The organism is Wenzhouxiangella sp. XN24 (assembly GCF_011064545.1).
In the GTDB taxonomy this organism is placed as follows: Bacteria; Pseudomonadota; Gammaproteobacteria; order Steroidobacterales; family XN24; genus XN24.
Window position 1 is genome coordinate 235,953 of sequence record NZ_JAAMFG010000028.1, and the last position, 20,094, is coordinate 256,046.

Sequence of the window (20,094 nt, forward strand, 5' to 3'; positions counted from 1 at the left end):
ATGAGCAGCACCACGACGAGTACCGCACCGCCCCCCGTGGGTCACTACCCGCATGCGCGGCGGGTCGGCAACTTGTTGTTCCTGTCCGGCCTCGGCCCCCGCGCGCCGGGCGGCGGACCCATCCCCGGCGTGACGCTGGACGAGGCCGGCAACATCCTGGCGCACGACATCGAGCGCCAATGCCATGCAGTCTTCGCCAACGTGCGCAGCGTCCTCGAAGCCGCGGGATCCCGCTGGGAACGACTGGTCGACGTGACGGTGTTCCTGACGAATATCCAGCGGGACTTCGTCGTCTTCAACCGCGTGTGGAAAGAATATTTCCCCTCCGATCCGCCCTGTCGCACCACCGTCGAGGTTACCCGGTTGCCGACGCCCATCGCCATCGAACTGAAGTGCATTGCCACCGTGGAGGACTGAGATGCGCCCGCTACGAGCATTCGATTTCCGGCAATGGATCGAGACGCATCGCGACCGGCTGAAGCCGCCGGTGTGCAACCAGGTGGTGTTCGAGGACGCCGAGTTCGTCGTCATGGTCGTGGGGGGTCCCAACAGCCGCACCGACTACCACTGGGATCCCGGCGAGGAGCTCTTCTACCAGCTGGAGGGCGACATGCTGCTGAAGACCGTGCAGGACGGCGCGATCGTCGACGTGCCGGTGCGGGAGGGCGAGATGATGCTGTTACCGCCGGGCGTGCCGCATTCTCCGCAACGTTACGCCGACACCGTCGGGCTGGTGATCGAGCGTCGCCGCCGGCCGGATGAGCAGGACGGCTTCATGTGGTTCTGCGATCGCTGCGGCCACAAGCTCTACGAGGAGTTCCTGCACGTCGACGATATCGTGGCCCAGCTGCCGCCGATATTCGATCGCTTTCACGCCGACCCGGCCAACCGTGTATGCGATTCCTGCGGTCACGAGTCCGCGCGCGAGGCCCCGGCGACGTGAACACGGGACTTTTGACCATCGACACCCACACCCACGTCCTGCCGCCCGGCTGGCCCGACCTGCAGGCACGCTACGGCTACGGCGGCTGGGTGCAGCTCGCGGAGCACGGCCCGGGCTGCGCGCACATGCTCAAGGACGGCAAGCTGTTCCGCGAGGTGCAGTCCAATCTCTGGGACCCGGACCGGCGCCTGGCCGAATGCCATGACAGCGGCGTCCACGTCCAGGTGCTGTCCACGGTGCCAATCATGTTCAGCTACTGGGCGAAGCCGACAGATGCACTGGACCTCTCGGGGCTCCTCAACGACCACGTCGCGAGCCTCGTGGCCGCACATCCGCAGCGTTTCGTGGGACTCGGCACCGTGCCCATGCAGGACGCGGATCTCGCGATTCGCGAGCTGGAGCGCTGCATGCAGGAGCTCGGACTCGCCGGCATCGAGATCGGCACCCATGTCAACGGCATGAATCTCGACCATCCCGACCTTTTCCCGGTTTTCGAGGCCGCGCGCGACCTCGGCGCCGCGGTGTTCGTCCACCCGTGGGAGATGCTCGGCCGGGACCGGATGTCCAAGTACTGGCTGCCATGGCTGGTCGGCATGCCCGCGGAAACCTCGCTGTCGATCTGCTCGATGATCTTCGGTGGCGTGTTCGAGCGCTTGCCCGGACTGCGGGTCCTGTTCGCCCACGGCGGCGGCGCCTTTCCCGCGACCCTCGGACGCATCGAACACGGCTTTCGCGTGCGCCCCGACCTGGTCGCGGTGGATAACGAGCGCAACCCGCGCGACTATGTGGGCAGGTTCTACGTCGATTCGCTGGTGCACGATCCGGACATGCTGCGTTTCATGATCCGCCTGCTGGGCGCCGAGCGAATCGCCCTCGGCAGCGACTACCCGTTTCCGCTCGGGGAAACGGTGCCCGGGGAGATGATCGCGCGGATGGACGACCTGTCGGCCGAGACCCGCGCCCGCCTGCTGGCCGGCACGGCACTGGAGTGGCTGGGCCTCGATGCGGCCCGGTTCCGCGCATGAACGCCGCACGACTCGATGCGCTCGATCCACTGGCCGCCTTCCGCGACCAGTTCCATATCCCCCGCCACGAAGGCGAGGACTGCATCTACCTGTGCGGCAATTCACTCGGCCTCCAGCCCAAGAACGCGGCGCGCTACGTTGAAGAAGAGTTGCAGGCCTGGCGTGAGCTCGGCGTCGAGGGCCATTTCCGGGGACGCCGGCCCTGGAAGGACTACACCGATCACTTCGCGGCGCCGCTCGCGCAGCTCACGGGCGCGCACGAAAGCGAGGTCGTCTGCATGAACAGCCTGACCGTCAACCTGCACCTGTTGATGGCCAGCTTCTTCCGCCCCTCCGCAGGGCGTTACAAGCTCCTGATCGAGCGCTCGGCCTTCCCGTCCGATCGCTATGCGGCGGTATCGCAGCTGCGCTTTCACGGGCTCGATCCCGAGGACGCCCTGGTCGAGGTCGGGCCGGCCCCCGGCGAGCCCCATGTCCGAACCGAGGAACTCGTGGCGGCGATCCGCACCGCCGGAGATTCGCTGGCCCTGGCGCTGCTGCCCGGCGTGCAGTATCTCTCGGGCGAGGCATTCGATATCGGCGCATTGACCGAGGAGGCGCATGCGGTGGGCGCGCTCGCCGGCTGGGACCTCGCCCATGCCATCGGCAACGTGCCCCTGGACCTGCACGACGCGAACGCCGATTTCGCGGCCTGGTGCAGCTACAAGTACCTCAACGGGGGTCCCGGCACGGTGGCGGGCGCTTTCGTCCATGCGCGCTACGGCGACGACCCCACCCTGAATCGCCTGGCGGGCTGGTGGGGACACGACAAGGCGACGCGCTTTCGCATGGATCCGGACTTCGTGCCGATCCCGGGCGCGGAAGGATGGCAGCTGTCCAACCCCCCTGTGATCGCGATGGCGCCGCTCCTCGCGTCCCTGGAACTGTTCACGGCCGCCGGCCCGTCCCTGCTGCGAGAGAAGTCACTGGCGCTGACGGTGCTGCTGGAAGACCGCCTCGACGAGCACCTCGGCTCCGCCGTCGAGATCATCACGCCCCGTGAACCGGCGCGCCGCGGCGCCCAGCTCTCCCTCCGCCTGCGTGCGGGCACGGCCGCCGGGCGCAAGGCATTCGCTCGCCTCGGCGCAGCGGGCATCGTCTGCGACTGGCGGGAACCGGACGTGATCCGCGTGGCGCCTGTACCGCTCTACAACCGCTACAGCGACGTCGAACGTTTCGTCGCGGTGCTGGCGGACGCATTGCGGTGAGCCGGGCCGTCACGCTCATCGGCGCGGGACTCGGCGGCGCACTGGCCGCCATCTTCCTGGCACGTCGCGGCCGTGAAGTGACGATCTACGAGCAGCGTCCCGACCTGCGGCGGGTGGCGCTGCCTGCCGGTCGCTCCATCAACCTGGCGCTGGCGAACCGGGGCCTGAAGGCCCTCCGGGCGGCCGGCCTCGAGACCGCCGTCGCGGAACTGTTGACCGAGATGCGCGGCCGCATGGTGCACCCGGTCGAAGGAGCGCTCGACTTCCAGCCCTACGGTCAACGGGCGCACGAGGTCATCTACTCCGTCTCGCGGCCGGGACTCAACGCCCTGCTGCTGGAGGCGGCGGAACGCGCCGGCGTGCGCATCCGTTTCGGCATGCGCTGCATGGCGGTGGATTTCGACACGGACACGCTCGAGTTCGAAGACGAAACGAGCGGCACCCGGGAGCAGGTCAGGCTGACGCCGTGCATCGGCGCCGACGGCGCCGGCTCGATGTTGCGCAAGGCCCTGGCGAACCGGCCCGGCTACGAAAGCCGCGAAGACATGCTCTCGCACGGCTACAAGGAGCTCAGCATCCTGGCCGATGCGCGGGGCGCCCCGCGCATGGATCCGGGCGCACTGCATATCTGGCCGCGCGGGGGACACATGCTGATCGCCCTGCCGAACCGGGACAACACCTTCACGGTCACCCTGTTCCTCGCGCAGAGCGGCGAACCGTCGTTCGCCAGCCTCGGCACCAAGGAGGCCGTGCGCCGCTTCTTCTCCGACGAGTTCCCGGATGCCGCAGCGCTGATCGACGAGCTGGAGGACAGCTTCCTGGCCAACCCGACCGGCACGCTCGGCACCGTGCGCTGCTCCCCGTGGCACCTCGAGGACCGGGCGCTGCTGCTCGGCGACGCCGCCCATGCCATCGTGCCCTTCCATGGCCAGGGCATGAACTGCGCCTTCGAGGACGCGCTGGAACTCGATCGCTGTTTCGGCTCCGTTGAAGACGCAGGCTCCGCAGACGATGCTCGCGCCGCGGCCTTCCGCATGTTCTATGCGCGACGTAAACCCAATGCGGACGCCATCGCGGACATGGCGCTGGAGAACTACGTCGAGATGCGGGACTCGGTCCGGGATCCCGGGTTCCTGTTACGGCAGGCGGTCGCCTTCGAACTGGAACGACGCCATCCGGATCGCTTTGCCCGGCGCTACGGCCTCGTCATGTTTCGCGACGATGTGCCCTATGCCGAAGCGCAGCGGCGGGGACGGATCCAGGAGACGCTGCTCGTCGAGTTGACCGCGGGTCTCGATAATGCCGCGGCCGTCGACTATGATCGGGCCGGAAAACTGATTGCTGCGCGCCTCGATCCCTTGCCGGAACTCGACAAACCAGGCTGAGCGCGGCACTGGAGATCCCGCCGATGCCAGCGCCGACATTCTCCCGCCTGACCCTCTTCGAGCGCTTTTTGCAGCTGTTCACCTCGCTGCGCCCCGGCGAGGGACGCACCGTGTTTCTCATGCTGGCGCAGGTCTTTCTCCTGCTGCACGGCTATTACCTCATCAAGCTCGTGCGCGATACGCTGATCCTCGTCGAAGGTTCGGCCGAGGTGCGCTCCTACGCCAACGGCGCAATTGCCGTGACGCTGATTTTCCTGGTCCCGCTGTACAAGCTGTTATTCGATTACCTCAGGCGCGGCGGCGACAAGTCGGTCGTCTTGCGCTGGGTCGGGGGATTCTTCGCGTCCAACCTGCTGATCTTCGCCTTCCTCTTCTGGCTGGGCATCCCGGTGGCGGTACCGTTTTTCATCTGGGTGGGGGTATACAGCGTCATGGTGGTCGCGCAGTTCTGGGCGTTTGCCGCCGACCTGCTGAACATCAAGACCGGGCAGCGGCTGTTCGCCCTCATCATGGTCGGCGCGGCGCTCGGGGCGTTGACGGGCAGCCAGGTGGCGGGCCGGCTCTACGAGGTGGTCGGCGTGACGAACCTCATGCTGCTTTCGGCCGCCATGCTGGTCTGCGTGCTGCTGCTCAGCCGGGTCGCCGAGCGTGCCGTCCCCGAAGGCTCGCGTGCAGCCGCAGCAGAGGAAGCGCCCGAGGCCGGGAGCTCGTTTGCCAGGGTGCTCGGCGGTTTCAGCACCGTGTTGCAAAGCAGCTACCTGTTCCGGATCGCGATATTCGTGCTGCTGCTCAACCTCGTGAACAGCAACGGCACGTATATTCTCGCGGCCTTCCTCAGCGATCATGCAGCGCAGCTGGTCGCCGCGAGCACGGCCGGCTTGACGACAGGCACCGTCATCTCGAAATTCTATGGCAATTTCTACGCCACCCTGACCGCGCTGCAGATCCTCGTCCAGCTGTTCCTGGTGTCACGCATTTTTCGCTGGTTCGGCGTGCGCGGCGCCATCCTGATCCTGCCGGCCGTCATGCTGCTGAACTACGGCCTCATCCTGTTTTTCCCGGTCTTCGCGCTCGTGCGGGTATTGATGATCATCGAGATGACCACCAACTACTCGATCCAGAACACGACCAATCACACTCTTTACCTGCCGGTGACGCGCGAAGAGAAGTACGTCGGCAAGACCACCATCGACACGTTCTTCGTGCGCTTCGGCGACCTGCTGCAGGCGATGATGGTGTTTCTCGTGGCGCAGGTGCTCGGACTGGAGATCGGCTGGATCATCGGCATCAACCTCTGCCTGGCGGCGGTGCTTTTCGCCCTGGGCAATGCCATCGGGCGCCGTCATCACGGCGAGATCCGGCACAACCTGGCCAACATGCCACCGGTCATCCAGGCGCCCCTGCCCGACGTCTACGTGCCCGCGGGGCAGATGCTGGTGTTCAGCGTCCCGGACAGGGCCTTCATGGACCCTGATCCGGGCGACACGCTGCGTTACGAAGCGAAATCGGCCGACGGCAGTCCGCTGCCGGCCTGGATCCGTTTCGACCGGCACAACCAGACGTTCACGCTGCAGCCGCCGCAGGATACGGCGGGAGAGCGGCGCGTGGTCCTGACGGCCACGGACTTCGAGGGGCTCAGCGTGCACGCCGAATTCGGCATCGAGTATGGGCCCGACCCGGTCCCCCGCTTCAGCGCAATCTCTGCAGCTGCGTCGCCCGGGTCACCAGTGCCTCCAGTTGGCGCGGATGGAGATACGCCGATAACGGCGCCACATTCTGGGCAGTAATCGTCTCGAGCGCCGCGCCCATCTGCGGCGTCAGCGTCAGCTCGGAATTACGCAACATCGCCCGGACATCGCTCGCCACGCCGAAGGCCTCCGACTGGTCGGTCAGCCAGAGTCGCCAGTCTTCATCGTAGCGCAGGGTGCCCAGGTCATGGACCGCATTCAGGATAAGCACGTCGAAGGCACTCATCAGCTGATACTGCCCGGCCAGGTCGCACGCGCCGGTGAAGGGAATCTGCTGCGCCTGGCGCTGCCGTTCGGAGAACGATCCCGGAATCCACAAACGCAGTGAGCCACGCGCATCGCCGATCTCTCGCTCCACGGTCACGGGCACCATGCCCAGTTCCAGCAGGCGATCGACCCGGTAAGCAGCGATCTCGTAGCCGAAACGTTCGGCCTGCTCGTCGCCCCGTCGCCACCTGCGCGATTCCAGCCCCGGGGCGGTATCGACCGTGTTGAACACCGCGTCGAGGCGGCGCCCGTCATGCTCCAGCACGACGCGCTGCACCTCCGCGTCGCCAGCCGCGTCGACCTCGGTCACGTCCGCCGTAAGCAGGAAAGCCTCGATCTCTGCGTCGCTCATGCCGTAAGGACGATCCCATTCACGGGGCGGAGCCGTCTCTACCTCGGCGTAGCCCTCGCCCGCGTACCAGGCGCGCACCGTGCCGTCCTCGAGCACCAGGGCCGAGGGGCGGCCTTGATAGGCCGAGACGTTCATGCCGGTATCGACGCGCAGCACGTGACCGTCCAGTCGGCTTGTGATCCTGCGGCCGCGGGTCGGCGTATGGCCGACCGCAACCCGGGCGGCGCCGAATTGTTCGAGCACGCGCTTGGTGGGCTCGGTCTCCACATAGGCGTGGCAAAGCGAATTGCCGCGGTACCAGAGCGGTCCATCCGGGATGAAAGGCAGGCCTTCCGTGGCCGCGGTGATGGCATCGCCCGCCGCCCGCACTTCCGGCGCAGCGTCCTCGCCGAGTGCGGCGGCGCGCGCAATGATCATCCTCTGGCCGTCGTCATCACTCACGATGCCCGCGTCGAGCAGGGTGTGCCAGCCCTGTGCGAATCGGCGGATATCGCTGCGCGCACGTTCATTGAGCGTGTCCAGCGTAAGCCGGTCCAGCAGCGGCGAGACGCCGCCGTGGATGAACAGGGTGTCGTTGACGACGATGGCGACCGGCAGGTCCAGCAGCCAGGCGCCGTACTCGCCGTCCGGCGCCAGCGCCGCGCGCCGCTCGAAAAAGCCGGGCGGAAACTCGCCCGCCTGCTCCGCGCCGAACTGGGCATAATCGCCCAGGCTGACGTAGCGCAGGTCCCCGGCGAGATTCATCGCCTCGTGATTGCCGTGAATGACATGCACATCGCCGCCGGCGGCCGCGGCTTCCTCGTCCAGGCGCATCAGCAGGTCCATCACCTGCTTGCCGTAGTCGCCGCGATCCAGCAGGTCCCCGAGCGACACGAGATGCGCTTCCCCGCCGCTCCAGCGCAGCTCGGCATCCACCAGGCCCGTGCCCTGCAACAGGGTGACCAGCTCGTCATAGGCGCCATGAACATCGCCGACGACGACCACCCGGTCGACGCCCTCGAAGCGGTAGTCTGCGGCCGAGAGCGCTTGTGCGCCCGGCAACAGGAACAGCAGGAGCAGCCAGGAGGCCTGGCGTATCTTCTCTTGGATGACGTGCAACATCATTGCCCTCCCACGGCTTGATCCTCCGCCACGACGGTGGTGAACAGGCCGAGGCTGATGTATCTCTCGCAGACGAACTCGGCATAGCGCGCGGAAAAGAAGCTGCCGACGGAAAACACCCGTCCCCCGCGCACGAATTTTTCCTCCCGCCCGGGCAGCAGGGTGCGGACTGCTTCCACCTGCGCGTCGCTCTGCGGCACGATCAGGACTTCATGCATCGCCACCCCCGCATCGTCGCCCGCTGTGTACCTGGCCAGCATGCCGTCCACCTCTTCCAGCGCCACGGATTCCTGCCATGCAACCTGCGCGTCGGACTCCACCAGCGCCTGCAGCACGTCACGCAAATCAGCCACCTGCTTCGCAGGCGGATTGAGGTTCAAGTAGTCCGTAATGGCCTTGCGCAGGCCGATCATGCCGCGCTGCGCGCCGTCACCGGCTACGTCGGGCATCTCCAGGCGCCACTCGCGCGCAAAGTGGCGGATGATCTCCGTCTCGCGCTCGTCCACGTGGCCGTCCACCGAGGCGAGTTCTTGCAGCACGCGCAGGATCTGCGTGGCGCCCCTGGGCTGGACAAGGCGCTTGATCAGGTCGGCCGACTCCTTGCGCTCCAGGTTGAGCGCGCGCAGGAACAGGCTGCGAAAACCGCGCTGGCGGAACTCCGCCACCCACAGCCCGCTACCGATGAGCACGAATATCACCGCCGTGACGATGCCGATCGTGGTCTTGGTCGCGGCCGCCGGGTTGGGATTGATCAGCAGGAACATGATCAGGAACGGGATACCGTTGAAAAGGCCCAGCAGTGCGGCGGCGATGGACACGCTCTCCGCGACTTCCCGGACCATGCGCCGTTTCCACAACTTGTTGATGATCAGGTAGTTGGTGACCAGGGTCACGACGATCCCGATCGCCACCAGGAACTCGACGAAGGTCAGGAAGAAATTCACTGCCGGGCGACCGCCAGGCAGGCGAGTCCGAGCGCCTCTGCGGAATCTTCGAACGTCCCGATCCGCCCCTCGTCCACGGCCTCCAGCAAGTCATCGATGCGCCGTTGCACCTGGCGGATTTCCGCCCTGGTGAGACCGAACTGTATGCGTCCCCGCCGGCTACGCACGCCGCGGGTGTTCGCGAGATTCTTGCCGAACGTGGCGACGGGCGTCAGTACGCCGTCCTCGAGATGAAACTCCGCGACCACCCCAAGGGCCTGTTCAAGGTCGTCGCGAGTGATGCTGCGCAACCGGTCGATCGTTTTCTGCGGCAGCCTGTCCACCAGCAAGGGGCTCCACGTATCGCCCCGGTCGCTGATGCGGCTATCGAAGGCGACGTCGTTATCGACGGCGAACAGGCGCGGGTCGTCCGGGTGAGTCGAGACCAGCAGGTTGCCGTAGTTGGCGTCCTTGTGGTCGATCAGGTGAGTCAGGATATTCAGGTTGCCCCAGTGGCGTGCATAACGCGGGTCCGTCGCGAAGCGCGCCGCATCCCATGGGTCATTGGGGGACACCTCGGAAAGCCAGTAGGACAGCAGGAACAGCACCGAGTCGGTGGTCAGGATGGTCGCCGGGGCCTCGTTGCGTAAGCTCCGGTATTCATCTCGCGTGAGTGCGCGCATCACCACGGGCGGCACCACGTATTCACACTCGTCGAGGAACAGCGACTGCAGGCGGTACGTCGCCAGCGCATAGCGCGGCTCGTTGTTGAAGCCGTCCCCCGGCGGACTCACGGGCTTCCACAACACTTCCATGCCGGGTTCGCCGTCCGGCCCGGCGAGCACGACGCGCGCCGAGCGATCGCCTTCCACGCTGGGCCTGGCCTGCTTGGCGTCGAGAATTTCCAGCGGCCCGTGCAGGCGGTTCTCTATGTACGCCACCGGGAACAGGATATTCGGCCCGGTCTGCGCCTGGACCGCCTGCGGCGCAAACGCCTGGAGCAGCGCCGCGAAGACCAGGACGAAAACCGATCGGCTGATTATTGATCGCATTTTTCCGTGTTCCTCAACCTATTGCCCGCCCGGACGACGATCAGCGCAGCTTGTTCATCCAGATGCTGTGGCGCTTGAAGCGCCGCACCGTGCCGTCCTCGCCAGGCTCGAAATAGACCGTCTCGCCCAGTGAGTCATCGTCGTTGCGCACGCGCCGGAAAGTGTGCTCGCCGACATGCCGTAAGCGCACCATGTCCTTGGCCGGATCTCGGCTCCCCAGGTAGAGCAGCGCCAGGCCATCCTGCCATGGCACGATGGCCACCTGGCCCCAGATGTTGTCGTAAACCCCGGTATAGCGCAGCCATTCCGCGTTGCGTGCGGGCGCCTCGTCCGGTGCGTCCAGCGCGCTTTCGATCGCGGGAGCGATAAGGTCGAAAGCCTTGGCGGCATAGAAGCCGGGCTCGGAGCCGATGGTGTTGGTCAGCACGATGGCGCCGAGCTTCGTTTTCGGCTCGAGCCGGAACTCGGTGTAGTACCCGGGACACCCGCCGCCATGGCGCGCGAAGGTGCGCTCCCCTTCGCGCCGGACGCTGAAACCGAGCCCCCAGGTCGTTTCCCAGTCGGGATCGACCCAGTGCACGCGTTGCATCTCGCGCAGGGTGGAGGCGCGCAACAACTCGTCCCCGCCGTCGCCCAACAGGCGGAACTGCCACATGGCGAACTTCGCCATGTCGTTGACGCTGGAGGCGAACCCCGCGGCGGGGGCGATGCCCCGGGTCTGGAACGGCGCGACGACTTCCCGCATCCCGTCCCGCTTCAGCGCGGTGTGGCCGACGGCCATGCGCCCGCCACGCAGTTCGATCGGGATGTCGGTATACGTGTCGCTCATTCCGAGCGGATCGAGCAGGTGTTCGCGTATGTAGGGATCGAAAGCCTGGCCGGACGTGGCCACCACGATCTCGCCGACCAGGCTCAGGCCCAGGTTGGAGTACTGGAAGTAGCGCGCAGACGGATAAAGCGTCTGCTGCGCGCCGAGCCGGGCGCGAATCTCGTCGCTTGTCGGGAACGGATAGTCCGGATCGGTCCAGTAGGGGAAGTCGGACTCGCGGGGCAGCCCGGCGGAATGCGTCAGCAGGCCGCGAATGGTGACCGGCTCATCCGCCGGGTGCGCATCCTCGATGTTGAACCAGTCCAGGTGCTGCGCGACCGGATCGTCCAGGCGCAGCAGGCCGGCGTCACGTTGCTGCATCAGCGCCACGCTGGTGAACAGCTTCGAAATCGAGCAGATGCTGTAGAGCGTATCGGGCGTCGCGGGGGCGCCGGTCGCCGGATTGGCCTCGCCGAAGGCGCCGCTGGCCACCAGTTCCTGGTCGTGAACGATGCCGTAGGAGACGCCGGGCACCCGACTGGTGCTGGCCTGGTACTCGACCCATTCGGCCCACAGCTGGACTGCACCAGAGACACGGGGATCATCCGCGAGCCGGAGCGACGGGGCCGAGGCGGCCGCCACGCCGGCCAGCCCCATGGTGGCGAGCATCAATGCACACCGCACGGCATGATGGGTGAGGCGCTTACCGTGATTCATGTTCGTCCCAGAAATCCCGGCGGTCCCCATGATGCTGCTCCTCGGTCACGGTCGATGGCGTCCTGATGCGCCGATTATGGCGCGGATTCCACGGGGAGAACCACCTCGTTACCGTCGCTAGGCACGGGAGCGCAAGACGCGCCGGGTTCAGCGTATGGCCCTGGACTGACCGCCGTCCACGACCAGTGCCGCGCCATTGACCCAACCCGCCCGCGGCGAAACCAGCCACACTGCGGCTTCAGCCACCTCCTGCGGCGTTCCGAGCCGCCCGGCCGGCACGCTCTGGCGAACCATTTCGTAAATCGCGGGTTCATTCTGGCGCATCATCTCCCAGCCGCCACCGGGAAACTCGATCGAACCGGGCAACAGGGCGTTCGTCCTGATGCCGTGGGCTCCCTCGACCACCGCCAGCTTCTTGGCAAAAGCATTCAGGGCAGCTTTCGCCGCGGTGTAGCCAAAGTCCTGCATGGGCGCGGCCTCGATCGCCGAGATGGACGACACAAGGAGGATGACGCCCTCGCGCGCGGCGCGCATCATGGGCAACACGGCCTCCACCAGCCGGACCGCGCCCATGACGTCCACACGGAGGCTTGCGTCCCAGCTCGCCCGATCCCCCGTGACCGCCAGCGCCGACGCGTTGCTGATCAGGATGTCGATTCTTCCGAAGCGCGCGCGGGCGGCCTCCACAAGTGCTGCCACACTGGCGTCATCCCCGACATCCGCCGCCACGGCCAGCACCTCGGCGCCGGTACTCTCGAGAGCGCGCCGCGCCTCATCCAGCCCTTCCGCGCCCCGGGCCGCGATGACCAGGCGCGCGCCTTCGGCGGCCAGTCCTGCCGCGATGGCCCGCCCGATCCCCCGACTCGCTCCCGTCACCAGCGCGACCTTGCCGGCAAGTCCCAGGTCCATGACTGCTACTCCGAAATCGTTGCTAGTTAAAAGAGTTCACGCCTCGCATTGCATCCGGGTCACTCGCAGCGGTAGTCGCCGCTGGCTTCCTTGCGGCAGTGCGCCGGCACCCCGAAGCGATCCCAGTAGTCGGCAATGCCGGTCTTGCGCAGGAATGCGGGGAAGGCCGGTGAGGTCCAGACGTCCGGGTACCAGCGAGTGCCCAAGACTTCACCGAGGAACAGCGGATCGTTGGTCGTGGGGTTATCTGCGAACACGCCGAGTCCCCGCTCGATATCGCCCATGGCCACGAGCGTCATCGGAACCAACGCGTTGATGCGTCCCGTTGTCCCCTCGAGATAGTCATCGATGATCGTGCGGGCCTGTTCCTGCGCCTGCACGTCGCCGGTACGCGCCGCCGCGAAGACTGCGGTGGCCTCCGGCGCGAGGTCGCCACCAAAAATCCTGTGGACTTCTTCCATGTGCGCCTGCGCCGCCGCTCGGTCACCACGTTGAAGTGCAATCCGCGACATTGCCATTCCCGTCCAGCGCAGCCCCGCTTCACGGGCCCGCTCGGTCATCCGTTCCGCAGTCGCCAGGTCGCCGGCAGAGGCATAGAGCCGGGCACGCCAGCCCAACGCGTTCGGCAACAGCGGATCGAGCATCAGGACATGGTCGAGCTCGCGTTCGCAAAGCTCGATGGCGCCGAGTGGGCAATGGAACAATGCACCCCAGAAGAGCGTAGTGGAATCGTTCGGATCGATCGCGCGCGCCTTCTGCAGCGCGGCCGCAGAGTCCGCATAGCGTCGGTCTCCCCAGTGCAGTATCCCCAGCACGGCATGCGGTTCGGCCAGTCCGGGATCCAGGTCCAGCGCCGCTTGCACCTGCCTGGCCGCCTCGCCAGTCAACGCGTCGTGACGATCCGGTGCGGCCACGTTGGACCACAGGTAGTACAGCGTCGCGAGGCGCGAATGTGCGCGGGCATAGCCGGGATCGAGACGCAGCGCCTGCTGCGCAGCAGCGATGGCGTCTTCGTAGCGTTCGGCCTGGCGACGGTTGAACACCTCGGTGGCGCGCAGGTAGAGCGCGTAGGCCTCGGGATTCGTGGTTCCCGCGTTGACCAGCCGTTCGTCCTGGCCGGTATTGAGGGCCACCTTCAGCTCGCGAGTGACCTCGCGGGCGATGCGCTCCTGCAACGCGAAGATATCGGCGTCGGTGCCGTCGTAGGTTTCCGACCACAGGTGGAAGCCGTCCTCGCTGCGGATCAGCTGCGCGGTGACGCGCAGCCGCTCGCCCTGCTTGCGCACCGAACCCTCCAGGATATGGGCGACGCCCAGCGTCGCGCCGATGTTGCGCAGGTCCTCGTTGCGACCCTTGAAATAAAACGCCGAGGTGCGGCCCGCCACGCGCAGGCCCGGCACGCGCACCAGCGCATTCAGGATCTCCTCGGCGATGCCGTCGCCGAAGTATTCCTGGTCTCCATCCGGACTCAGGTCGGCGAATGCCAGCACGGCAATCGACTGCGGGGAAGCGGCGGATGCGGACGCGTGCTCGGGCTCCGGCGCGGGCGCGAGCACGCCATCACCAGGGACCTGCGCCGCCGAGGCCGAAGCCGGCGGCCCTGGGGGCGCCGAGCCGTCACGCAGCTGCTCGTAGCCGAACAGCGCGATCGCCAGCAGCAGCAGGGCGATCACCGCGATGTTCAACCGCCGCGCGCCGTGTTCGCGCGTCGCGTCGGACAGCGACGGATCGCTCTCGCGCTTCAGGCCTTCGGGCGTGAGCTCGTAGATCCAGGCGGAGACCAACGCGGGCACAAAACCCAGCGCCAGCAGGATGACCAGCCCGCGCAGCACGCCGTCGGGCACCTCAAACAGCGGCAGGACCGTCTCGGCGACCTGGATCAGCACCCACGCCGCGACAAGGTAGAACAACGCCACGCGGATGACATTGCGGCGCTTGAGTTCATTGAACAGGGTCATGATCGACCGCTTAATCGCATGCAAACTCGTCTCCATCCAGCGGCCGGCACTTCGCCGGGAAACCATACTCGCGCCAGTAGTCCAGCACGCCTGATTGGCGAATGCGTTGCCTGAATTGCGGTGAGCCGCGATAGCGCGCGTACTCCGGATTCCACACCAGGAAAAAATATGGCGCCGCGTCATGGTCGCCCAGCGGGACCAGCAATGCGCCGACGAAAGAACCAGGATCCGGCGGTCGGGTGCTGAGAAACACCTTCAACTCCGCCAGGAGTTCGGCATGGTCGGCATCGAGGTTTCGGAAAGCGTCATACAGGTCGCCGTGGCGCGACCAGCCCGGCAGCCACTTCGACTGGTTGGCCAGCAGCATGAACGCCGTCTTCTCCTCGAAATGCGCCAGCATGCCGAAGTTGGCGTACTCGGACACGACGGCCCCGTCATTAAGCGCGTCCTGCATTCCCGCGTACGCTTCATCGAATCGGCCCATGGCCCACAGGGCGTCGTACTGGTTCTCGCGACACGGCCCAAAGCGGGGCGCTACATCCACGCAGCGACTGAAGGTGCGCAGGGCGTCCTCGTCCCGGCCCACGAAGGCCAACGCCATCCCCAGCCAGTTGAGTCCCGAGCTGTTGTGCGGATCGAGTTCCACGGCGCGTTCGAGATCCCGGATGATGTCGGCGACATCATGCCGTTGCCGCAGCATGAGCGTCGCGTTGAGCCGCATGTTCGCCAGCGTGGCCAGCGCCATGCCGCTGTCGGGCTCCAGGGCCAGCGCGCGCTCTGCAAACTCGACGCCCCGGCGCTGGTGTTCGTCTCGGGACAAGTCCGTGTAGCCGTACTCGAAGATCACCGTCTGCACTGCGGCGCGCAGTTCCCACGCATTCACGAACTCCGGATCCTGCTCGAGCGCCTGGCGCAGCAGGTCGTCCGCCCTGTCGAGACCGGTACGGCCCTGGAACAGGGCGCGGGCCTGCAGGTACATGTCATAGGCCGGCAAATTCTCGGTGGCATGCGCCAGCCGCACCTCGTCCTCGATCTCGATGCCGAGCGAATCGACCAGCGCGTCCACGATGGCGACGGCGATCTCTTCCTGGATGGCGAAGACATTCTCCGCGGTCAGCGGACGGTCGAAGGTGTCGGACCAAAGATGCCGGTCCACCTGCGCGTCGATCAGCTGCGCGGTGATCCGCAGGTTGTCGCCGGCGCGGCGCACGCTGCCCTCCAGTACGTGTCGCACCGAGAGGCGCTCGGCGATGACGGGCATGCCGAGGCTCTCCTGGCCCTTGAAGCCGAACGAGGAGGTGCGCGAGGCGACCTCGAGCCCCTTCACGCGCACCAGCGCATTGAGGATTTCCTCGGCCATGCCGTCGGCGAAATACTCCTGGTCGCCGCCGGGCGACAGGTCGGCGAACGGCAGCACGGCGATCGACGCGCCGCTGGCCGCCGAGCCCTCCGGAGTCGCAGCAGGCGCGGCATCCCGCTCTGCGGCGTCGCCCACCGACTGGGCGGCGCCCCCGACCGGCTGCGCTTCAGCCGCCACCGTCGGCAAGGCCGGCGCCTCCGGCGTCAGCCGGTCATAAACGAGTAACCCGATCGCGGCGATGGCGACGACCAGCGTGGCCCAGTTGAGCTTGTGACTCGTGCTTGTCGCCGGCTCCGGGGACGCGCCGGCATCGCGCTTGATCCCCTCGGGCGTGAGCTCGTAGATCCAGGACAGGGCCAGCGCCGGCACAAGCCCGATCACCAGCAGCACCACGAGGCCACGCAGCACCCCGTCGGGCACGTCGAAAATCGGCAGCACCGTCTCGGCCACCTCGATCACCAGCCACGCGGTGACCACGTAGAAGATCGCCACGCGGAAGACGTTGCGACGCTTGAGTTCCGCCCAGAGGCTCGTGCTGGAGCGATTATCCATCCGCCGTAACCTCGCTCGCTTGGCGCCAGGGCAACAAGGTAACGTCGCCGCGTCGCTGTGGCGAATCCCCACCGTGAACGATCCAGGGCTTCGAGCGGACGCGCGGTCCGAGCGTTGCGGCGATCCGGCGCGCGGGGGACACCAGGTCGGCGGTCACGGTCTGTCCCGCTTTTGCCTCGACGACAGTCAAGCCCTCGGGGCCGTCGATCAGCAAATCGGCCTCGACGCCGTTGTGGTCGCGATAGAAATACAGACCCCCGCGTTCGCCGGAATTAGCGCGATGCTTGGCGATTTCCGCGACGACCCAGGTCTCGAAGATCGCGCCCCGCAACGGGTGCAGCCGCAACTGCGCAGGATCGCGAATTCCCAGCAGCCAGCACGCCAGGCCAGCGTCGTAGAAATGAAGCTTGGGCATCTTGATCAGCCGCTTGCGCAGGTTCCCGCTCCAGGCCGGCAGGCGGAAGGCGACAAAGCTGGCCTCGAGCACCGAGAACCAGGCCTTGGCGGTCGGCTGGGAGATGCCGCAGTCGGCGGCCAGGCTGGAATAATTCAGCAGTTGGCCGGTACGTCCGGCACACAGGGCCAGGAAGCGCTGGAACGCGGTCAGGTCGCCTATGTTGGCCAGTGTCCGGACGTCGCGCTCGACATAACTGGCGACATAGGCCGAAAACCAGTCGGACGGCGCAATGTTGCGCTCGAACACGCGCGGGTATGCGCCGGCGAACAATGCTTCATCAAGCGAGGCTGGCGGCGATGCGAAGCGATTGATTTCCGGCCAGGTCAGCGGCAACAGGTTGAGCATCGCGCTGCGCCCGGCGAGCGACTGGCTGGTGGATTCGATCAGCGTGAAGTTTTCCGAGCCCGTCAGGATCCAGCGGCTATGGCGCGGGTCCTCATCGATCAGGACCTGCAGGTAGGAGGTCAATTCAGGCGCGTGCTGGATCTCGTCCAGCACCGCACCGTCGGGAAGCTGCGCAAGAAAGGCGCGCGGATCCTCGCAAGCGAAGCGCCGCTGGTCCGGCGACTCCAGGTTGACGTAAGGGTGGTCGGGGAATAATGCCCGGCACAGCGTCGACTTGCCGCTCTGCCGCGGACCCGTGATCGTGACGGCCGGAAACGACCCGGCCGCGCCGAGCACCTGCTTGCCAAGATCACGTGGGACATAGCGCTCGGTCAAAATGCGGCTAACTCAAGATACGATTTTGAATCAGCCTATTCACCAGCCCATCCTGAGGTCAAGCCCAGTATCTGGCCGACGGACGCCGGCCGTTCAATCCGGCTTCGGCAAAGAGATTCATCACTGCCGCACGCCGGCGACCAGCTCGGCACGCTGGCGTGCCAGGTCTTCATCGACCCGTCCTGCCAGCGCCTGGAAACTCGGGTCCTCGCGGACCGGGTCCCACGTGATATCCAGCTCGAGCTCGCGATACGAGCGCCAGCCGAGATCGATGGCGGCTTCGAGACGCGCCAGCGCCGCGGCAGGGTTGCCGCGCAAAAGCTCGATCCGGGCCAGGGTGTACTCGAGGTTGCTGCCCCAGCGGCGGGGCATTGTTTCACGTAAGCGGTGCTCGGCAAGTGCGAGCAGCGGCTCGAGATCCGCATCCGGCTGTGTTCGCGCCAGCGCCAGCGCCGCTGTGAGCGGCTGGCGCTGCTCGAAAAATTCGCGCTCGCGCTCGAACACCTGGCTCACGGCATCCAGGTCACGGAGCCTCAGGGAATGATCTAATTGGCAATTGGCCTGGAACGGCGAATCGGGCTCCAGTTCCCGCGCGCGAACAAGGTGCCTTCGCGCCGTCTCTGCATCCCCCTCCTGCAGAGCGACCTCAGCCAGCATGCAGGCCAGGCGCGCCTCATGCGGCGTGATCGATCCCCAGGCGACACGGTACGCATCACGAGCAAGCTGCAGTTCCCCGATCTGGCTCGCAGTCCCGGCAAGCTGATCCCGCAGGTTGGCATCGCCCGGCTCGATCCGGACTGCGCGGTCCAGCAGCTTTACAGCCTCGACAGGCCGGCCTTCGCTACGATGAAATCCCGCCTGCGCCGAAAGCACATCGACCGAGTCCGGCTCGATCTCAGCCGCCAGCTGGAATTGTTCGATGGCCGCTTCATCCAGCCCACGAGCCATATAGGCCCGGCCGAGCCAGACATAACCGACAGCCGACTCCGGCGCCAAACGAATGGCACGGCGCGCGGCCTCCACCCCGGCCTGGTAATTCGCCTCGGCCTGTTCCGGCTGAACCCATAACCGGGGTAGCAATGCCGATGCCAGCCCGGCCCAAGCGTCAGCGTAGTCCGGATCCTTGTCCAATGCCGCCCGGAACTGGGCTTCGGCCATGTCCAGCGCGCGCGCGATCTCGTCGAAATCGCTGTACGACTGGTTCAGCTGGGCGCGACCGAGCAGGTATTGCTCGTAGGCTGCCGCGTTGTCGGTGCCCTGGCGTTGCAGCCGCTCGCGCTCGCTGTCGGTCAATTGCAAAGCAAGGGCCTCGACGATGTGATCTGCGATCTCGGTTTGCACCGCGAAGATATCCGCCAGCTCTCGATCGAAACTTTCCGCCCACAGGTGGGCGTCGTCGGCCGCGCGGATCAACTGGCCGGTGATGCGCACCTGGTTGCCGGCCCGCCGCACGCTGCCTTCTAGCACATGGCTGACGCCCAGCTCAGCAGCGATCTCCGGCAGGCTCTTGTCCGATCCCTTGTAGCGCATGATCGAGGTGCGGCTGATCACGCGCAGCTCGCCGATGGCCGCCAGGCGGGTGAGGATGTCCTCGGTGATGCCGTCGGCGAAAAATTCCTGTTCCGGGTCGGCCGACATGTTGGCGAACGGCAGCACGGCGATCGATTCTTTTTCCGCGGCAGGCCCTGCGGCGGGCCCTGCGTCGGGCCGATCGCCGCCAGGCGCTGCGCCGGACAGATCGCCGCCTGCCCCCGCGCCGGAACGGCGTTCGCTCTCGGCGCCGGTTTGCCTTGTGTCGTCCGCCACTGTTGCAACGCTCGGCTCCGCCGACGAGTCCGTACCGGCGTCACTACCCGCTCCTGCAAACCAGACCCGCTCGACGACCAGGACCGAGATCACGGCCAGCAAGCCGATCACGATCAGCCGGTCGATGCGCCGGCCGGTGCGCGGCGTGATGCTGTCGGATTCCACAACGTCCTCGGCGCGCTTCACCCCTTCAGGGGTCAACTCGAAGGCCCAGGCCAGGAACAGCGCCAGCGGCAGGCCAAGGATCAACAGCGCGGCGAAAGACTTGAACACCCAGTCCGGTGCGCCGAAATTATCCAGCAGCACATCGGCCACCTGCAGCAGCAGCCAGCCGATGACGACATAAGCCGCGCCCACGCGGAACACGTTGCGGCGCTTGAGTTCGGCAAACAGGCTCATGAGTCAAACTGCCTCGAAGTGGGGTTCACCGGGCGCAAAAACAGAAATACCAGAGTCAGGCTGCAATATGAGGAATACGATCGAGTGACGACCCGAGCCTGGAGTGGGCCTGCTCCAGGTCATAGTCGGCCTGCAGACCCAACCAGAATCGCTCTGAGGTTCCGAATGCCCTTGCGAGACGCATGGCCGTATCGGCTGTGACGCCACGCTTGCCGAGTACGATCTCATTGATCCGTCGCGGCGGAACACCAATGGCCCGGGCCAGCGCGTTCTGGCTAAGGTCAAGTGGCTTGAGAAATTCCTCTAACAGAATCTCGCCCGGATGTACGTTGGGGAGCGTTTTCTTGGTCATAGCCTGCCTCAGC

The 20,094-nt window shown here is 66.3% G+C and carries 16 protein-coding genes; 6 read left to right on the forward strand and 10 right to left on the reverse strand.

The window, feature by feature from the left end; all coding sequences use genetic code 11:
- From G6032_RS05425 to G6032_RS05450, 6 genes are read left to right on the forward strand one after another with little or no spacing between them, the layout of a single operon-like run.
- Positions 1 to 417, forward strand: coding sequence for a RidA family protein (locus tag G6032_RS05425; RefSeq protein ID WP_165281109.1), 417 nt, complete (start codon positions 1 to 3; stop codon positions 415 to 417).
- 1 nt (position 418) lies between these two features.
- A complete protein-coding gene (locus G6032_RS05430) occupies positions 419 to 943 on the forward strand; it encodes a 3-hydroxyanthranilate 3,4-dioxygenase (protein WP_165281110.1) in 525 nt (174 codons plus the stop codon).
- Positions 940 to 1,968, forward strand: a complete 1,029-nt coding sequence (locus G6032_RS05435; RefSeq protein WP_206211825.1) for an amidohydrolase family protein — start codon at positions 940 to 942, stop codon at positions 1,966 to 1,968. Before G6032_RS05430 ends, G6032_RS05435 begins: the two co-directional genes overlap by 4 nt.
- Positions 1,965 to 3,215, forward strand: a complete 1,251-nt coding sequence (kynU, locus tag G6032_RS05440) for a kynureninase (protein WP_165281111.1) — start codon at positions 1,965 to 1,967, stop codon at positions 3,213 to 3,215. The genes G6032_RS05435 and kynU overlap by 4 nt, the downstream gene beginning before the upstream one ends.
- A complete protein-coding gene (locus G6032_RS05445; protein WP_206211826.1) occupies positions 3,212 to 4,600 on the forward strand; it encodes an NAD(P)/FAD-dependent oxidoreductase in 1,389 nt (462 codons plus the stop codon). Before kynU ends, G6032_RS05445 begins: the two co-directional genes overlap by 4 nt.
- Before the next feature lie 23 nt (positions 4,601 to 4,623).
- Positions 4,624 to 6,387, forward strand: coding sequence for an ATP translocase (locus G6032_RS05450; protein ID WP_165281112.1), 1,764 nt, complete (start codon positions 4,624 to 4,626; stop codon positions 6,385 to 6,387).
- Here the strand turns inward: G6032_RS05450 and G6032_RS05455 are convergent.
- The 10 genes from G6032_RS05455 to G6032_RS05500 form a co-directional block, all read right to left on the reverse strand.
- Positions 6,290 to 8,068, reverse strand: coding sequence for a metallophosphoesterase (locus tag G6032_RS05455; RefSeq protein WP_165281113.1), 1,779 nt, complete (start codon positions 8,066 to 8,068; stop codon positions 6,290 to 6,292). The two genes, G6032_RS05450 and G6032_RS05455, sit on opposite strands and share 98 nt — an antisense overlap.
- Positions 8,068 to 9,012 carry a TerB family tellurite resistance protein gene (locus G6032_RS05460; protein WP_165281114.1) on the reverse strand — a complete coding sequence of 315 codons (945 nt, stop codon included), beginning with the start codon at positions 9,010 to 9,012 and terminating at the stop codon, positions 8,068 to 8,070. Before G6032_RS05460 ends, G6032_RS05455 begins: the two co-directional genes overlap by 1 nt.
- Positions 9,009 to 10,043 (reverse strand): hypothetical protein, encoded by a 1,035-nt coding sequence (locus tag G6032_RS05465; RefSeq protein WP_165281115.1) that lies wholly within the window; start codon positions 10,041 to 10,043, stop codon positions 9,009 to 9,011. The genes G6032_RS05460 and G6032_RS05465 overlap by 4 nt, the downstream gene beginning before the upstream one ends.
- A 40-nt stretch (positions 10,044 to 10,083) precedes the next feature.
- Positions 10,084 to 11,568, reverse strand: coding sequence for a serine hydrolase domain-containing protein (locus G6032_RS05470; RefSeq protein WP_165281116.1), 1,485 nt, complete (start codon positions 11,566 to 11,568; stop codon positions 10,084 to 10,086).
- Between the two features lie 147 nt (positions 11,569 to 11,715).
- Positions 11,716 to 12,477 carry an SDR family oxidoreductase gene (locus G6032_RS05475; protein WP_165281117.1) on the reverse strand — a complete coding sequence of 254 codons (762 nt, stop codon included), beginning with the start codon at positions 12,475 to 12,477 and terminating at the stop codon, positions 11,716 to 11,718.
- A gap of 59 nt (positions 12,478 to 12,536) precedes the next feature.
- On the reverse strand, positions 12,537 to 14,435 hold the full coding sequence (locus tag G6032_RS05480; protein WP_165281118.1) for a hypothetical protein: 1,899 nt from the start codon (positions 14,433 to 14,435) through the stop codon (positions 12,537 to 12,539).
- Between the two features lie 10 nt (positions 14,436 to 14,445).
- A complete protein-coding gene (locus G6032_RS05485) occupies positions 14,446 to 16,347 on the reverse strand; it encodes a hypothetical protein (RefSeq protein WP_165281119.1) in 1,902 nt (633 codons plus the stop codon).
- Complete coding sequence (locus tag G6032_RS05490) at positions 16,340 to 17,524, reverse strand: ATP-binding protein (protein ID WP_206211827.1); 1,185 nt, start codon at positions 17,522 to 17,524, stop codon at positions 16,340 to 16,342. Before G6032_RS05490 ends, G6032_RS05485 begins: the two co-directional genes overlap by 8 nt.
- Before the next feature lie 120 nt (positions 17,525 to 17,644).
- Complete coding sequence (locus G6032_RS05495) at positions 17,645 to 19,729, reverse strand: tetratricopeptide repeat protein (protein WP_165281120.1); 2,085 nt, start codon at positions 19,727 to 19,729, stop codon at positions 17,645 to 17,647.
- Positions 19,730 to 19,784: 55 nt separating this feature from the next.
- Entirely contained in the window at positions 19,785 to 20,081 is a 297-nt protein-coding gene (locus tag G6032_RS05500) for a HigA family addiction module antitoxin (RefSeq protein ID WP_165281121.1), read from the reverse strand.
- Between the last annotated feature and the right edge of the window lie 13 nt (positions 20,082 to 20,094).